This is a genomic window from Candidatus Paceibacterota bacterium (assembly GCA_035583355.1).
Classification (GTDB): Bacteria; Patescibacteriota; Minisyncoccia; order Phycocordibacterales; family UBA6899; genus JAJZQJ01.
In genome coordinates this window covers 1-15185 of the sequence record DATEZQ010000001.1, presented here as the reverse complement: position 1 = coordinate 15185, position 15185 = coordinate 1, and the positions used below count along the sequence as shown (strand labels likewise).

11 protein-coding genes are annotated in these 15185 nt (G+C 48.9%); 1 reads left to right on the top strand and 10 read right to left on the bottom strand.

What is annotated here, in order from left to right; genetic code table 11:
* Nucleotides 1-260 precede the first annotated feature (260 nt).
* Nucleotides 261-1304 carry a class I fructose-bisphosphate aldolase gene (locus VJ579_00055; protein HXK37450.1) on the bottom strand — a complete coding sequence of 348 codons (1044 nt, stop codon included), beginning with the start codon at nucleotides 1302-1304 and terminating at the stop codon, nucleotides 261-263.
* 68 nt (nucleotides 1305-1372) lie between these two features.
* On the opposite strand from VJ579_00055, the gene VJ579_00050 reads away from it, so the two are divergent.
* Nucleotides 1373-2383: a carbohydrate kinase family protein gene (locus VJ579_00050; protein ID HXK37449.1), complete on the top strand. Its 1011-nt coding sequence runs from the start codon at nucleotides 1373-1375 to the stop codon at nucleotides 2381-2383.
* 26 nt (nucleotides 2384-2409) lie between these two features.
* On the opposite strand, the gene VJ579_00045 is transcribed toward VJ579_00050, so the two are convergent.
* From VJ579_00045 to VJ579_00005, 9 genes are all read right to left on the bottom strand, one after another.
* Nucleotides 2410-2790: a GNAT family N-acetyltransferase gene (locus VJ579_00045; GenBank protein ID HXK37448.1), complete on the bottom strand. Its 381-nt coding sequence runs from the start codon at nucleotides 2788-2790 to the stop codon at nucleotides 2410-2412.
* Between the two features lie 135 nt (nucleotides 2791-2925).
* Nucleotides 2926-4302, bottom strand: coding sequence for a HAMP domain-containing sensor histidine kinase (locus VJ579_00040; protein ID HXK37447.1), 1377 nt, complete (start codon nucleotides 4300-4302; stop codon nucleotides 2926-2928).
* A gap of 2 nt (nucleotides 4303-4304) precedes the next feature.
* Nucleotides 4305-7115 carry an Ig-like domain-containing protein gene (locus tag VJ579_00035; protein HXK37446.1) on the bottom strand — a complete coding sequence of 937 codons (2811 nt, stop codon included), beginning with the start codon at nucleotides 7113-7115 and terminating at the stop codon, nucleotides 4305-4307.
* 140 nt (nucleotides 7116-7255) lie between these two features.
* The gene (locus VJ579_00030) at nucleotides 7256-8233 is read right to left on the bottom strand and encodes a transketolase C-terminal domain-containing protein (GenBank protein HXK37445.1); all 978 of its coding nucleotides are present in this window, start codon (nucleotides 8231-8233) and stop codon (nucleotides 7256-7258) included.
* 1 nt (nucleotide 8234) lies between these two features.
* Nucleotides 8235-9134, bottom strand: coding sequence for a transketolase (locus tag VJ579_00025; protein HXK37444.1), 900 nt, complete (start codon nucleotides 9132-9134; stop codon nucleotides 8235-8237).
* A 59-nt stretch (nucleotides 9135-9193) separates the two neighbouring features.
* Nucleotides 9194-9958: a hypothetical protein gene (locus VJ579_00020; GenBank protein ID HXK37443.1), complete on the bottom strand. Its 765-nt coding sequence runs from the start codon at nucleotides 9956-9958 to the stop codon at nucleotides 9194-9196.
* A 13-nt stretch (nucleotides 9959-9971) separates the two neighbouring features.
* The gene (locus VJ579_00015; protein ID HXK37442.1) at nucleotides 9972-10424 is read right to left on the bottom strand and encodes an RpiB/LacA/LacB family sugar-phosphate isomerase; all 453 of its coding nucleotides are present in this window, start codon (nucleotides 10422-10424) and stop codon (nucleotides 9972-9974) included.
* A gap of 70 nt (nucleotides 10425-10494) precedes the next feature.
* Nucleotides 10495-12528, bottom strand: coding sequence for a M3 family metallopeptidase (locus VJ579_00010; protein ID HXK37441.1), 2034 nt, complete (start codon nucleotides 12526-12528; stop codon nucleotides 10495-10497).
* A gap of 133 nt (nucleotides 12529-12661) precedes the next feature.
* Nucleotides 12662-14740 carry a M3 family metallopeptidase gene (locus VJ579_00005; GenBank protein HXK37440.1) on the bottom strand — a complete coding sequence of 693 codons (2079 nt, stop codon included), beginning with the start codon at nucleotides 14738-14740 and terminating at the stop codon, nucleotides 12662-12664.
* Between the last annotated feature and the right edge of the window lie 445 nt (nucleotides 14741-15185).

Genomic DNA, 15185 nt, shown 5'->3' with positions numbered 1-15185 from the left:
TTCAGTGCAGCTCCAGATGCGACCCCTACTCTAGATACCGAGATCAGTTGATCTTGGTTTTTTAATTACGCAATCCAATACATATTTAAATATTTAAATATTTCAGTATTCGATTTATATATTTGAGATAACAAAAAAACGCAGATTTCGGATGCAGGTTGCTATGCTGGAGGTATGCGAACTCTAGCGAGCCGTAGGTGTTCTACGGTGAGCGAGTCGCACGCCGAAGCATGGCAAGATGCGCCGAAATATGCGGTTTTCTACATGTCTTGGGAGTGGGAAACGAAATCATCACTATGCGCCGCCACACTCATACTTCCCGATCGTGCTGCTTGTGCAACCTTGAGCTGATGTGCAAAAATCGACTGCGCTCCGACGATATCTGTTTGATGTACTGCCCAATGTTTCAACACTGGATCCTGAAGTGCGCGTGAATAAGAGAAGGTCAATCCCCAAGGATGTGGACCACGCTGCGCGATCGCATTCAAGTTCGCAAAGGCCTGATGTGGTGTCTGACCACCCGAAAGGAATACCACACCCCCAATATCATGAGGCACATGGGTACGCAAAGTGCGCACCGTACGATCTGCAACATCAGTCTCATCAACAGGGATACCAGAATCTTTTCCTGGAAGGACCATACCTGTCTTCAATATCGCACCAGGGAAATGTACACGGTAGGTACGCATTGCGGCAAAGAGTGTCTCAAGAACATGACTCGTCACAGCCTCACATTGCTCGGAAGTATGTTTGCCATCAAAGAGCACTTCAGGCTCAACGATAGGCACTACACCCGCCTCCTGACAGATTCGAGCATAACGCGCAAGCACATACGCGTTCGCAGCGATACAAGCATCAGTAGGAATTTTTTCACCAATGACAATGACGGAACGCCACTTCGCAAACTGAGCACCCGCTTCAGCATATTTCTGTATACGCTCAGGAAGAGTATCGAGACCTTTACTGACTTTCTCTCCAGGGAAACCCGGGAGATCAGTAAGACCTTCATCCACCTTTATGCCGGGGATTATTCCATGTTTTGCGCAATATTCCCGAAAAAGCTCACCCGAAGAACCCTTCTCCCAGAATGTTTCGTCATAAAAGATCACGCCTGAGACGATACCGACTGCATCAGGAGTCGTCAAAAGTATCTCGCGGAACGTGCGACGGTGGTCTTCATCTTGAGTGACATAGACTGCGGCAAAACGCTTATTGGCAGTTGCACTTGATTCATCAGCGGCAAGGATTCCCTTTCCTGGTGCGACCAGCGCTCGTGCAACGGATTCAAGCTGTACAATATTCATGCCTTTATTATAGCAAGAAAGTGGAAAGTGGTAAGTAGTGCATATGCAATTTATGCTATAATTTCCTGATGGAACAAAAATCTTTTGATTTCGTGGCTATTGGAGACACAGTCACTGACGCATTTATTCGCATACAGAAGGCTTCTGTGCACACTATCGAGGGTGAAGCTGGTGAGACAGAGCAAGATCTCTGCTTCATTAACGGAGCAAAGATTCCCTATGAATTTGCTAAGGTAATACCGGGAGTCGGTAACTCAGCAAATGCTGCGGTCTGCGCAGCACGTCTCGGACTCTCTTCTGCACTGATCGCTGATGTTGGCGAGGATGCTCAGGGAAAGGAGATCATCGCTGCACTTGCACACGATCACGTGAACACCGATATGGTTCGCGTTAATCCAGGAAAGTCATCAAACTATCACTACGTGCTCTGGTTCAAAGCAGAACGCACAATTCTCATCAAACATGAGACCTTCGATTACAAACTTCCGGCATTCGAACAACCAAAATGGATATACTTCTCTTCCCTCGGTGAAAACTCACTCCCCTATCACGAAGAAGTGCTGAACTATATCAAAGCACACCCTGGTGTAAAGTTTGCCTTCCAGCCAGGTACGTTCCAGATCAAGCTTGGAGCCGAGAAACTCAAGGAACTGTACCAATCGTGCTCTATCTTCTTCTGTAATACTGATGAAGCCCGTATCATCCTGAAAACCAACGAGAAGGATCCGTCAAAACTCCCGAAGATGATGTCCGCAATCGGCCCGCGCATCGCGGTCATCACCGATGGACCAAAAGGACTTTATGCTTATGATGCAGATGTGGACAAGACCTGGTTCGTGCCACCATACCCAGATCCAAAACCCCCATATGATCGCACTGGTGCTGGAGATGCATGCTCTTCCACAATCGTCGTTGCACTCGGACTCGGACTACCACTCGAAGAAGCACTCCTTTGGGGCCCAATCAATTCGATGTCGGTCGTGCAGTATATCGGTGCTCAGGAGGGACTACTCACACGCCCTCAACTAGAAAAATATCTCGCTGAGAAACCAACGGATTTTGTCGCAACGCCAGTCTAATAAACAAAACACCACAATGTGGTGTTTTATTTATTACAATCTATTGCATAGCGACGATAATAACGACCATCACTTCCCATCGTGGCACCAATGAGCTGTGCCCCTCGCCCTTCAATGACTTTCTGTGATGGAACATTCTCATCACTTACGACCACAAACACGCGAGGAAGACCGATATGACGCGCAGCAACGACGAGCTTCTCAAGAGCTGCCTTTGCGTATCCCTTGCCCTGAAAAGGCTCAAATATTTCGTAGAAAATATGTCCAGAAAATCCCTCAGGGAGATGCGATTCGCTGCGTGCTTCGTGATGAAGCATACACCTACCTACACGTTCCCCTTTAGCATAGATTTCAAATGTAGAAGTAATTGGGTGCTCAGTAATCTCAATCAGCTTAAGTTCGCACATACGGTATAGATAACAACGTTACTGCTAAAATGTCGCTCAAGTATCTAGAAACCCAAGGGCATTATAGCATGGAAGCCACCAAAGTGGTGGCTTCCCGACTGAACAAAATATGGCTTAAAACATCAATATTATTGACTATACACTCGCAATCGGGAAACGGACAATGAAGTCAGTACCCTTACCTTCGATAGACTCTACAGCAATGGTTCCGTGCATTTGCCTGACGATTTCAGCGGTAATCCACAATCCAAGTCCGGTTCCTGTAATCATCTCCGTTTCTTTCGTTTTTACGCGGTAGAATTTTGAAAAGAGTTTTTGCTGCGCCTCGGCACTGATACCAAGACCTGTATCAGAAATGCGAAACTCACACATATGCGCACTATCGATTGAACGAGCAGAAAGAGTCACGCTTCCCTTCGGTGTATACTTCACTGCATTTCCCACTAGATTTACAAGCACTTGATGAAATCGCATTTTATCCACCATGAGATCGGGCAATGTTCCTACAGTGAGTCCAATTGTCAGTCCTTTGCTTTCGGCAGGCTTTCTAAATGCTTCTACAACATCACGCAATTCAGCAACCGGTGCAAGTGGTGCAAGCTTGAATGACATTCGTCCCTCTTGCAGCTTGGAGACATCAAGGATGTCTGTGATCAGATCGTTTAGGTCGCGAGCAGACCTATCGATGTTCGACAACATCTCCTCACCCTTGGGTGAAAGATGCTGTACCTCCTTAAGCAGATCTGCATAGCCACGGATGGTCGTTAATGGCGAGCGCAACTCGTGAGCAGTCATAGAAACGAAGTCATCCTTCATCTTGTCCACTTCTTCAAGTTTCTTATAGAGTGTCGCGTAATCAACGATGCGAGCCTGCCGCGCAAGCAAAACAATAATAAGCGCAATAATGAGTGCAAGTGATGCATATGCAGCGCGAATGTTACCCTGCAATACTGCATCGCTCTGCGACATTGAGACATCAGTAACTACATAGGCACGCGCAACACCATCATGAGGATGTGGAATAACACGAGCAGTTTTCCATTGCCGTACTGCGCTCTTTGTAAACTCCAACGTAAGTGATTGATCTGGATTTGCAAGCGCAAAACGCATAAGTGCTGCAGTCGTCGGATCAGGAAGATATTCCCCCAGGGGAATCTCCTGCTTGTTGAGCGACCCAACAACTTGATATGTGGAACTTGTTGCGGATTCCAATTCCTCGAGCACTGCAAAACCGGTGATTGTCTCATTCTTCTCTGCAATCTTTCGGATATGCTCGTCTATCAGCGCAGGCTCGAATTGAGTTGGCAAAAACGCAGCAAACGCGTCGTGCAGTAGCCCGACGCGCGCTTGCTCCGCCTTATCATTTTGAGTTCGCGCAATTCCAAGAAACTGTTCGCTCGAAATAACGAAAGCCATTGGAATAATAACGAGCAAGAAAAGTGTATACAGAAGCTGAGGGTTATCTCGAACGAACTGCACACCACTCTTCATATATGAGTTTGGGGATTGCATATTTAGTTAGCACTAAGACCAGAATCGTTTGCGGACTTACCTGAATGCCTAATACCGATGACCGCACCAATGACCGAAAGTCCAAGACCAAGCACGCCAACAACAAGTGCGACCAGAGCGAGTGGAGTAAGGCCACTGAAAAGACCCTTAGGAACAGGCGCACCGATACCGAGGCCAGCTGCTTCAACGGTCAACGCGCTTGCTTCCTTGATAAATGGCAATGGAGCAGACTTTGCAAGAATGCGTCCTCCATTATCCACCATCGCAACATACGCAGTATGCGCACCATCAGGGAGCGTCTTGTCGAGGATATATGACCAGTTGCCCTGATCGTCAGTCTTTACAGTCACTACGATAGGATCAGAGAAAAGATACACTTTTACAAAACTATTCGGGAGCGCCTTACCCTTGAAGAGTGCTTTTGCAATCTCTTTCTTGCCACCCTCAATATCCTTAAACTCAATTGCAGCAACAGAGCCAACATTCAAGATATTTGCTTGAGTTGTACCGGTGAGTTTTGGATTCTCGACAGCGAGACCGCCCGCAAGCGCAATACTTGAACTCGTTGTCGTTCCCGCAACCTGTCCAATCGTACTTGATTGTCCAAGCAACGCTGCACCATCTGAGTAACCCGTGCCATAGGTATCTCGCTTTGTTGGATCAGTATGGAAGATATTTATCTCATCATAATCTGAAATTCCATCATTATCGGAATCAGTGAACACTCGCGCACCCGTACGCTGCTCGATCACCTGCACATGATGTTGCTCAGTGCGTTGCACGATTTCTTCTTGCTTCTTAAGTGCAGTAGAAAGATCTGGCGCGATATTTGTGATAATTTTCGCACAACGTTCAGCGTGCTCAATAGTTCCACAATACGATTGGAAATCACTTGCAGTATGCACCTCAGCAGGCAACTCCGCTGCAAGCTTCAGTGGATTTGCAACAGTCGCATCTATAACAGGCTTCGGAAGCACATCAGCGAGCGAAGGCCTTCCTACAGAATCAGCATATGACCATGACGATGAAGCCATAACCTCTGTCGTTCCTGTGGCAGACACGCCCTCTGTTGTCGTTCCAGTATAGGATGCGCGACCAATATATTCAGCGAGCTTCGAGCCAAATTCGCCTCGAATCGAATCCTGCAATGCAGCGACATCAGAAAGCACTGCGGTAATATCATATCCCGCCATCCCCTGAACACGAGCAAAATCAGCACATTTATCTGCTGCTACTCTACTGCTTGAACAATAAACCTGACACTCCTGCCTGTTCTGGCATGTACTTGGATCCTGCACTCGCTGCAAGATCTGCTCTCTTGTCGCAGTTGCGGGCGGAGTATTATCAACACTCAGCGAAGGATTTGGAGTCACACCAAGTTGATTGAGATGTTGCACAGAAATCGTGCTTGGGGCAGTTTCTTCTATCTTATTAGCAAGCGTTCGAATACGCGCAAACAAACGATAACTCCCGGATGGAAATTCGCCCATATCGATAGAATAGGTCCATACCTCCTTCCCGTCCCTAGAGAGCAGCTCATCGCGTCCCCCCTTACCGAGTTCCTTTATTGCAGGCTTGAATGCTCCGTCAAGAGAGAGAGCAAAGAATTGCACTGATTGTGCAGGAAGTGTCGTTGCACGCATTTCGAGCAACTCACGGTCAAACATGCGCCCGAGCGCAGTAACCTGACGATCATCAACCACGAGTCGGAGTGTCGGAGTAAACTTCGGCTCCGCTGTGGTCATTGTACTTGTCGGTGATTTCCATACAGGAGCATATTGATCTCCTGAGGTAGTAGCACTGAGAGGAGTCGTGGTCGCTACTGTAGGAACCGGAGCGACAACAGCGTTCTTGATCGGAAAATCAACAGCACTCGTGAGTCTCCATCCCTCATTGCGCACAAAGTATGCGGCCGCAACACGATAGTTTCCGTCTTTGAATTTTCTCGTATCAAATGGCAAAACCCAGCGTTGTGTACCTGAGATACGCTTGAATCCACGATCTACACCGAACACACCATCATCGTTCCACCCATTGGGTGACCCGAAAAGAAACATTGCAGTATCACTTGGGACCTCAACCTGGAATGTTATTTGTCCAACGCCAGTATACGTACGTACATTCTCCTTCAAGATCATCGGCACAATATTCCCATCAATCGGATAGTTTTTCGTCACCGAAAAAGCAGTATCGACAACTACGGTAGGCTGAAGTACTGGAGTTGCAGTTGCAGTGGGCGTTTGCACTATCTGATATGAAGGAAGTGTAGGGGTCGATGAAGCTACCGTAGCGCCTGATGGCGTAGATGACGCCACTGGAGGAGTTGAACTGGCTTCTGGATCCCCAGAAGGCTGCTGGGAAGAAGCGTCTGCTGCATCGCAGGTTTTATCAATTGTGAAAGTGAAAGCTGAGCGACCAGACCAAGAAAAACCTGAATGCAGCTGTGCATACAGCTTATAATTACCCTTTTCGAGGTAAAATGGAACATTCAATTTTGCCGGCTGAGCGGTTGCCGTATTTTGATCTCTGATGATATACACCGAGGCAGCATCGGGCTTCGAGAGAATAATCATCATGTTGACTGGCAGAGCACCAGGAGTACACACCGGTGTGTCGTATGGCATAGGCACCAAATCAACTTCCATAAGCGATGTACTTGAGAGCAATGCCAGCTGCCTAATCCGCGAAACTGTATTCGAGAGGCCACCCTGACTCAGAGAGTGCATGAAAAATCCGACAGCGATTATTGCAACAATCGCGCCGACGTGCACGATAATGTTCTTCAAGAAATATTTCTGTGTGGATATTTTCATATTTTCCTCTGTGCGAAACAACGGCGCAGTGAGCGCTTTGTTCTGTACATTATACACCAAGTTCCCTCATTTTTTGTCCACATAGTAACTAAAAAATCGGCCACCCATGTCGCATGTGATGCGTTGGGTAACCGATTTATTTATAGTATCACCTGTTTTGCTGCGAGCACAATCGCAGGCGCATCGAGATGAAAGAACTTAATGAGTTCCATCGGCTCACCTGACTGACCGAATTCATCTTTCATGCCAACATATGCGATCTTCGTAGGATGTACCGATGAAAGGTATTCCGCTACTGCCCCACCGAGGCCTCCCTTTATCTGATGTTCCTCGACAGTCACTATACCCTTCACTTCTTTAGCAAGTTCCAGTACTGCCGCCTCGTCGAGTGGCTTCACGGTTGGCATATTGAGCACCTTCACCGGAATCCCATCTTCCTCAAGCTGTTTCGCGGCAAGCATTGCTTCGTGTACAAGTGCTCCGATCGCGATGATACCTACAACAGGATTGGGTGATGCGAAGAAACACTGTGCCTTTCCGAGCTCAAAAGGTGTTTCCTCAGCGGTTACGACTGCAGTATTCTCACGACAAAGCCTGATATAGACCGGGCCTTCATAACCTGCAGCTGCGATGGTCGCCTTGCGCGCTTCGATGTGATCACAAGGAACAAGCACCATCATCCGTGGCAATACACGCGTGAGCGCAATATCTTCGAGTGCCTGATGGGACCCACCATCAGGACCAACCGTCACCCCAGCATGTGAGCCAACAATCTTTACATTCGTGAAGTTGTAACAGATAGACGTACGGATCTGCTCCCAGTTGCGACCCGGACTGAACATCGCGTAAGACGCCATGAAAGGAATCTTCCCCATTGCGGCCATACCCGATGCGACTGCAGCCATCGACTGCTCCGCAATACCATGCTGGATAAAACGCTCTGGAAATTTCTTCGCAAAGTGATGGGTATAAGTAGACTCGACAAGATCGGCAGCAATGGCCACGATACGATGATTAAGTTCACCAACCGCAAGGAGACCTTCTCCGTAACCCTTACGAATAGGAAACTTCTCTACCTTTGGATCAAAGATCTTTGGATTTATTGGTACGAGTTGCATATTAGTCGAGTTCACTAGTAATTCGTCCGCGTAATGTGCGCAATTCGCGCAACGCTTCTTCTCCCTGCGCTTCCTTAGGAACGACATCAGCTGGCCCTTTCCCAGGAGGGTTACCGTGCCACTCAAAGCGACGAGACATGAAGTCTATCCCCTTTCCTGGAATGGTATGAGCAATGATTACTGACGGCTGATTGAAGATAGCCTTCGCAGCATGGATAGCACCGTTGATATCTTCGAGGTTATGTCCATCGATCTCCTGCACGTGCCAATTGAATGCTGCCCACTTCGCACCAAGGGGCTCGAGTGGAAGTACATCCTCAGTGAAACCATCAATCTGAATGTTATTGCGATCGACGATGACGATGAGATTGTGTATCTTCTCTTTTCCCGCAAGGAGAATCGCCTCCCAATTCTGCCCCTCTCCAAGCTCACCATCTCCGGTAATGCAATAAAAGAATTTATCGGACTGCTTACCATGATCCATGCGCTCGGCGAGCGCCATACCAACAGCCTGGGAGATCCCTTCGCCGAGAGGTCCTGAGGTAGACTCTACACCCGGTAACCACTCCCTATGTGGGTGCCCCTGCAAACGTGAACCCAATTTGCGCAATGTCTTCAGTTCTTCAACTGGAAAATACCCCGAATGCGCCATTGCTGCATAAAGGATTGGGCAGATATGTCCATTCGAGAGCAAGAGTCTATCGCGATCTGACCATTCTGGGTTCTTCGGATCATGTCTCAATGCATGGAAATAGAGGACGGCAAAAACATCAGCCATACCAAGTGGACCTGCAGTGTGTCCACTACCTGCATGCATCAGCATATCGATGACAGACTCACGGAGATCATTTGCAATGACTTCGAGCTTAGCTATTTTATCGGGGTGTAAATATTCACGCATAGAAAGAGCGACTATAGTAATACCAGTATTATACAACAAAAAACACGACGTGGTCGTGTTTATTCATCGATCGGAGCATCTTCCTCGGCATCCTCGAATGTATCTTGCGACACCAGTGACTCGAGATGGCCAATCGCCTGCTCCTTATCGTCAGCACCAAAGATGGCACTTCCTGCAACGAGCCTCGTGGCTCCCGCCTGCACCAATTCGAGTGCGGTCTTCTCGCTCACTCCACCATCGACAGCAATAGGAAGATTCGGGAATGAACTACGAATACGATTGATCTGTTCGAGCACCCGCTCATCATAAGGCTGTCCCTGATAGCCTATCTTCGCAATTCCCATACACTGGACGAAATCGAATTTCTCTATCTGCTCCTGATATTGCGCAACATCTGTGTCAGGATTGAATGCGATACCGAGTGCAATGACAATATCATCACCAATGCGGCGTGCGTCGGGATTCAAGAAATCGAGCGCAAAGAGTGCATTCCAGTCTTGCACCGCCTCTGCGTGTATGATAATGCGTGATGCTCCGATAGGAAGCCACTCTTCAAGATGCTTCTCCGGCTCCGCAATCATAAGATCGAGCTCATAATCAAGTGTTTCCCAGTAAGGAAGTCCATCTTCCTGACGAGAAAGAGCGAGAAAATCCTCATCGCGCTCCGGATAACCAAGCGCATAAGGCCAGCTCTTACTTGCTACGAAACGTCCATCCATGATGTCGATCTGTGCGAGCGGCACAAGTCCTTCCACTTCGCTTGCGCGAGCGTGAAGGTCATCGAACGTCTTTGGCATGATCGCCGGAATGATATCTATAGACATGGTGAATGGGATTCTAATGTAATTCTTCTATTTTCGCAATACGACGCACGTGTCGCTCATCGCGACTAAAATCGGTCGAGAGCCATGATTCGACAACAGAAATTGCAGTTGCAGTATCAACAAATCGTGCGCCAAACGATAATATGTTTGCATCATTATGCTCTCGTGAGAGTGTGATGATCTCGCGTGGGCCTCCATTGTAGACAACGCAACGCACATGCGGGAATCGGTTTGCAACAATTGCCTCACCAGTACCAGAACCACCGAGGACAATCGCACATCGCATTTCGGGCTGTTCACTAACTGCCTTTGCTGCAAGCTTGATAAAATCAGGGTAATCATCATTTTGATTGAGTGCAGTAGCGCCACAATCAACAACATCATGTCCTTTGTTTTTTAAGTACGCGAAGAGTTCCTCCTTTAGCGCAAAGCCTGCATGGTCTGTTGCGAGATATATTTGCTTCATGAGGACAGTATAACATGTGTAGGTGGTCAATGAAAAAGCGCCCCAATAAGGGCGCTTATTTTGAAAACAATCAACGGATGCCGATATGGCGTAAGAGGAATCGCGTCCGCGGACCCCTACCCCTAAATGCCTTGAAAGACTCCGCGAAGAGTCGACTCGAACCAGGTGCAAGAATCGTGCGGCGGTACCGCTGTGCAACAGTAAGTTCACCCCTAAGTCCAGCATGAGTAAACGCCGCAGCAATATCAGCGACCAGGCTACTTGACCAGAGGTAGCTGTAATAGCTCGCTGCGAGTCCCCAACTGAATATATGATTGAGCGTATGTGGCGCACAGGCAATGATCTGATTCGAAAATCCCGTAGAGCGTGCAACAGCATCTGCATAAACATGCATCAATGCTGCCTCATTCTTCGGCGGGTTTTTATGAATCTCCCAATCGAAGATGGCGCAAGCGACATCGAAAGCATAGGTGCGCGACTCCATGAAGTGCCTTGAAGCAATCAGCGAACTCAGCATCGCTTCAGGAATGCGAGCACCGGAATCTTTGTGTGAAGACATGAGGCGGAGCATATCCTTCTTCCAACCCCACTCCTCAAGGAGTAGTGAAGGAACTTCGGATACGTCCGTTTCGACATAGAATGCGAAACTCTCTCGGTGTTTTGTGGTGCCGAGTATGAGATGCATCGTATGTCCAAATTCATGAAAAATCTCGCAAATATCTCGGTGGGAAAATGTCGCGACTTCACCCAATGGAGGAGTACGCACGTTAGCGCAAATTGCCACGACAGGACGCTGTATTCTTCCGCGCCGTACGAAACGAGTCATGATGCTCACTGCCCATGCATCGGTCGCCTTTCCGGGACGTGCGTAGAGGTCCAAATAGAAACCTCCGATCACCTTGCCTTTCGTATTCAGAACTTCAAAGAATCGTACACTTTCGTGCCACGTAGACACGATCTTTTCTACCATCGTACAGTTGAATAATCGCGCAAGAAGACTCGAGAGCCCCTTCAAGATCGATTCCTCACTGAAGTATGCACGAATGGCCTCATCGTCGATGGCATAAAGCTCATCACGCATACACCGCTCTGTGTAGGCCCTATCCCAGTGCTGCAGATTCCTGATACCAAGCTTTCGCCGTGCATAACGCTGCAGCAAGCAGTCATCTTCTTTGGATTTCTTCTTCACCGCTTTCGCAAGATGATCGAGAAATCGTTCGACAACATGGGGCTTTTCTGCCATCATCGAACCTATATTTTGAGCGACAAAATTATCGTAACCGAGAATCTGCGCAATTGCACAACGAAGCTCTGCGATCTTGCACATGAGCAAACCGTTGTCGAATTGTGGACCACCGGGCCCTTGTTTCGACGCGCGGGAATTATAGGCCAACCAGGCTCTTTTTCTGAGCGCCCGACTTGCCGCATAATCGACGATCGACTTGTAATCATGATGCTGCAAACTAAACGCATACCCCTCTTTGCCGAGCGAAAGCGCCCTGCTTCGTGCAGACTGCAACACTTCCTCGGGGATTCCCAGGACTTCTGCTTCGTCAGTGACATCAAGCGTCCAACTATCGATTGCTCCGATGATGTTACGCTGATAGTTATTCTCTAGATCCACAAGGCGCAATGAGAGCTCCCTCAAGCGTCGCTTTTGCTGAGGAGAAAGATCTCCCCCTGATTCTCTTATTGTCACCACGAGACGCTCAATAACGAATTGATCTTCGACCGGACGCTTTCCGAAGCCCGGTCGTGACTCAACCATGCTTGCCGCCCGCAGTAGCTTGCGCCGCAAATTCAGGCTGACGGTATATCGAGACATTAACATCTCGACGGTATTACGCACTTGCTCGGTACCTGGGTATTTTGCAGCATCTGCATCTCCCAGAAAAATGACTGGCGTAACAGTCCTCCAGATCCGCTCTTCAAGTTCTTCGAAGCGCGTAATGACATCATCGAATTGAGGATCCTTTTTCGTGGAGACGCGCCAAGCAAGGCGCATTCCTTCGCGTATTAACTCCTCTAATTTCGGAACCACTTCATCCATTTTAAAGGTGCTCCACACTGGGAGCCGTAGACTTCCATAGCGTTTGTAGCGCATAACGCCTCCCAATGTTTCTCTCTTAACGATAACATCGACCCCTGCTCCGTCAATTCCGGAAATGAGTACACCATAGCTTGACCGATTGGGATATGGGTACTATAAAAAACACCCCTATTGGGGTGTTTTAAAACTAATTCAAACCAATGTACGGAATGAGGTATTTCGGATCAGGATTGCGACCACGGAATGCGCGGAAAGATTCGATCATAGGACGACGTGCAGCCCATGCAAGAATCTCGTCGCGATAACGAGCAGCAACTTCTGCCTGGCCTGCTTCCCCAGCTTCATCGAATGCGGCAGCTACGTCAGCAACGAGACTGTTCGCCCACGAATAACTGAAGTAGCCAGCATCATAACCACCACCAAATGCATGGGTGAAATTATGCGGACCACGACCACTCTCGTGCACAGGGACGCTTGTTGCAATGCTCATCGCATTGCGGTACGTCGCCATGATTCCATCCAGGTCGACAGGCTTCTCCTTGTGGAGATTCCAGTCGAAGAGCGCAAGGCCGAATTGCCTGCCATAACCGAGGCCGGCAAGATAGTGCTTTGCACGGAGCATCGCATCAATGAGGGCGTCGGGAAGTACTTCCCCCTTGGAGCGGTGCGCCGACATACTGCGGAGCATGTTCTTATCCCAGGCCCAATGCTCAAGCAGCTGCGAAGGCAACTCCACTGCATCCCACTCCACATGCATCATCGCAGTGTCGAAGTAATTCGATCGCGAAAGCAAGTGATGGAAGACGTGACCATTTTCATGGAACGTTGTCACCACATCATCATGGAGCAGGTATGGCTCTCCCCCGTCACTTGGGGTACGGAAATTACAGCAAAGGAATCCGACCGGCAGACTACTGATGCCATCATGATCAATACGACAGCCGAGGTCGTCCATCCATGCGCCACCACGCTTTCCGGGGCGTGCGAGCAAGTCGACATAGAAGCCCGCAAAAACCTTGCCATCCTTGTCGCAGACTTCGTAGAACTGCACGCTCGGATGCCAAACACTGACCTCTGCCTTCTTAAAGGTGCAGCCATACATGCGCTGCAAAAGTCCAAAGAGTCCTTCCATGACCTTCGATGCAGGGAAATAGTCGCGAATCTCTTCATCATGCACTGCAAAGAATTTGTCCTTATAGAGACGCGCAACATACCCTGTATCCCAAGGGAACATTTCATCGAGCCCAAGCTCACTCTTTGCGAACTCCTTGAGCAGCACTCGATCTTCTTCCGACTTCGGAAGTGAGGCGCTTGCAAGCATGGCAAGGAAGTCTGAAACTCCTTCAACACCGACGGCGCCAGACATTTTCGGCTGGATCGAACGTGCGGCATGCGAAGGAAGTCCGAGCAAAGCTGCGGATTCCGCACGGAGCTCGAGTAATTTCACCATCACAGGACCATTATCGAATTCGGCCCCGAGCGGGCTGATTTCGGATGCGCGTGAACTGAATGCACGCCACAGCTCCTCGCGAAGCGAGCGAACATCAGCATAGTCGAGCACCGAAAGGACAACATTCGTCTTCTGGGAAATGAGGTAGCCAGGGAGCTCTTTGCTCTCCGCAAGCTTTGCGGCGGACTTCAAGACATCCTCGGGAATCCCGACGAGCCTCTCCTTGTCGGTCACATGGAGTGACCAGCCATCCGTTGCACTTACCACATTGGTCTCAAAGAGACTCTGTAATCGTGCAATCTCTTCGACGATAGTGCGAAGGCGGTCCTGTTTGTCTTTTGGAAGACCGACACCGTTCAGCTCGAAACTCTTAATCGCCTCATCGAGAATATAGCGCTGCTCATCGTTAAGCAGACCATATTCATTTTCACGTACAAAAAGATGCGCACGATACAACCCTTGATGAAAATCAAGATTCGCACCATATGCACTTTCGAGCGCGAAACATTCCTCCTCGATAGCGGAAATTCCAGGATAGGAATCCATGTCCACATTCTTCAAATGACTCAACACATGAATGTGCATTGTGCGCTTGAGATCGAGGACCTCAAAGCGGTTCACGACATCATTGAAGGTCGGTTGCGCAAGAAGCGCAATTTCATCCGCAAGTGCGAGACCCTCCTGATGGAGCGCTTTGAGCTCATCAAGAAAACCTTCAGTTGTAAAGGACTCCCACGAAGGAAGCGTCAGTCCGTCTAAGTTGGTGAATTTCATCATGTTCTCCTTGTTGGTATTAATCTTTACAAAAACTACCACGCACCCTCCTTTTGTCACTTGACGATTGCCCCCGCATCTTGCATTGAATAACAAAGAACAATGCTCCTGCGCGGAATTTTGCCTCCTCGGAAACCCACGGTTTTCCGACGCTCGAAGACTCGCTGCCTTCCTCCACGGGAAAACATATGTTTTCCCGACCCCTTTCCCTTTTGCTGACTACAGCAAAAGAGCGGTGGCCTCGCTGGAGCCTGAAGCCCTACCCATGCCACGCCATGATTCCCCGAGGATTTTTGCCGGCAGCGCCAGGCTTTGGAGCCCGAAGCGGTACAGTGTTACCGCGAGGGCGAAAAGCCGGCGATCCCGGCAAAAAGACCGGGGCCGTACCTAAGCTGTGGCGGCCAGCTTTGCGCTAGCGGGTGCGCAGCACCGCTCATTGCTGCGGAGCAGCGATGCGCAAAGCGATCTCTCACATATTAAAAGTCGC

Coding starts and splice junctions, on each gene's coding strand:
- VJ579_00055 (HXK37450.1), bottom strand. CDS start 1,304: ATGAATATTGTACAGCTTGAATCCGTTGCACGAGCGCTGGTCGCACCA.
- VJ579_00050 (HXK37449.1), top strand. CDS start 1,373: ATGGAACAAAAATCTTTTGATTTCGTGGCTATTGGAGACACAGTCACT.
- VJ579_00045 (HXK37448.1), bottom strand. CDS start 2,790: ATGTGCGAACTTAAGCTGATTGAGATTACTGAGCACCCAATTACTTCT.
- VJ579_00040 (HXK37447.1), bottom strand. CDS start 4,302: ATGCAATCCCCAAACTCATATATGAAGAGTGGTGTGCAGTTCGTTCGA.
- VJ579_00035 (HXK37446.1), bottom strand. CDS start 7,115: ATGAAAATATCCACACAGAAATATTTCTTGAAGAACATTATCGTGCAC.
- VJ579_00030 (HXK37445.1), bottom strand. CDS start 8,233: ATGCAACTCGTACCAATAAATCCAAAGATCTTTGATCCAAAGGTAGAG.
- VJ579_00025 (HXK37444.1), bottom strand. CDS start 9,134: ATGCGTGAATATTTACACCCCGATAAAATAGCTAAGCTCGAAGTCATT.
- VJ579_00020 (HXK37443.1), bottom strand. CDS start 9,958: ATGTCTATAGATATCATTCCGGCGATCATGCCAAAGACGTTCGATGAC.
- VJ579_00015 (HXK37442.1), bottom strand. CDS start 10,424: ATGAAGCAAATATATCTCGCAACAGACCATGCAGGCTTTGCGCTAAAG.
- VJ579_00010 (HXK37441.1), bottom strand. CDS start 12,528: ATGCGCTACAAACGCTATGGAAGTCTACGGCTCCCAGTGTGGAGCACC.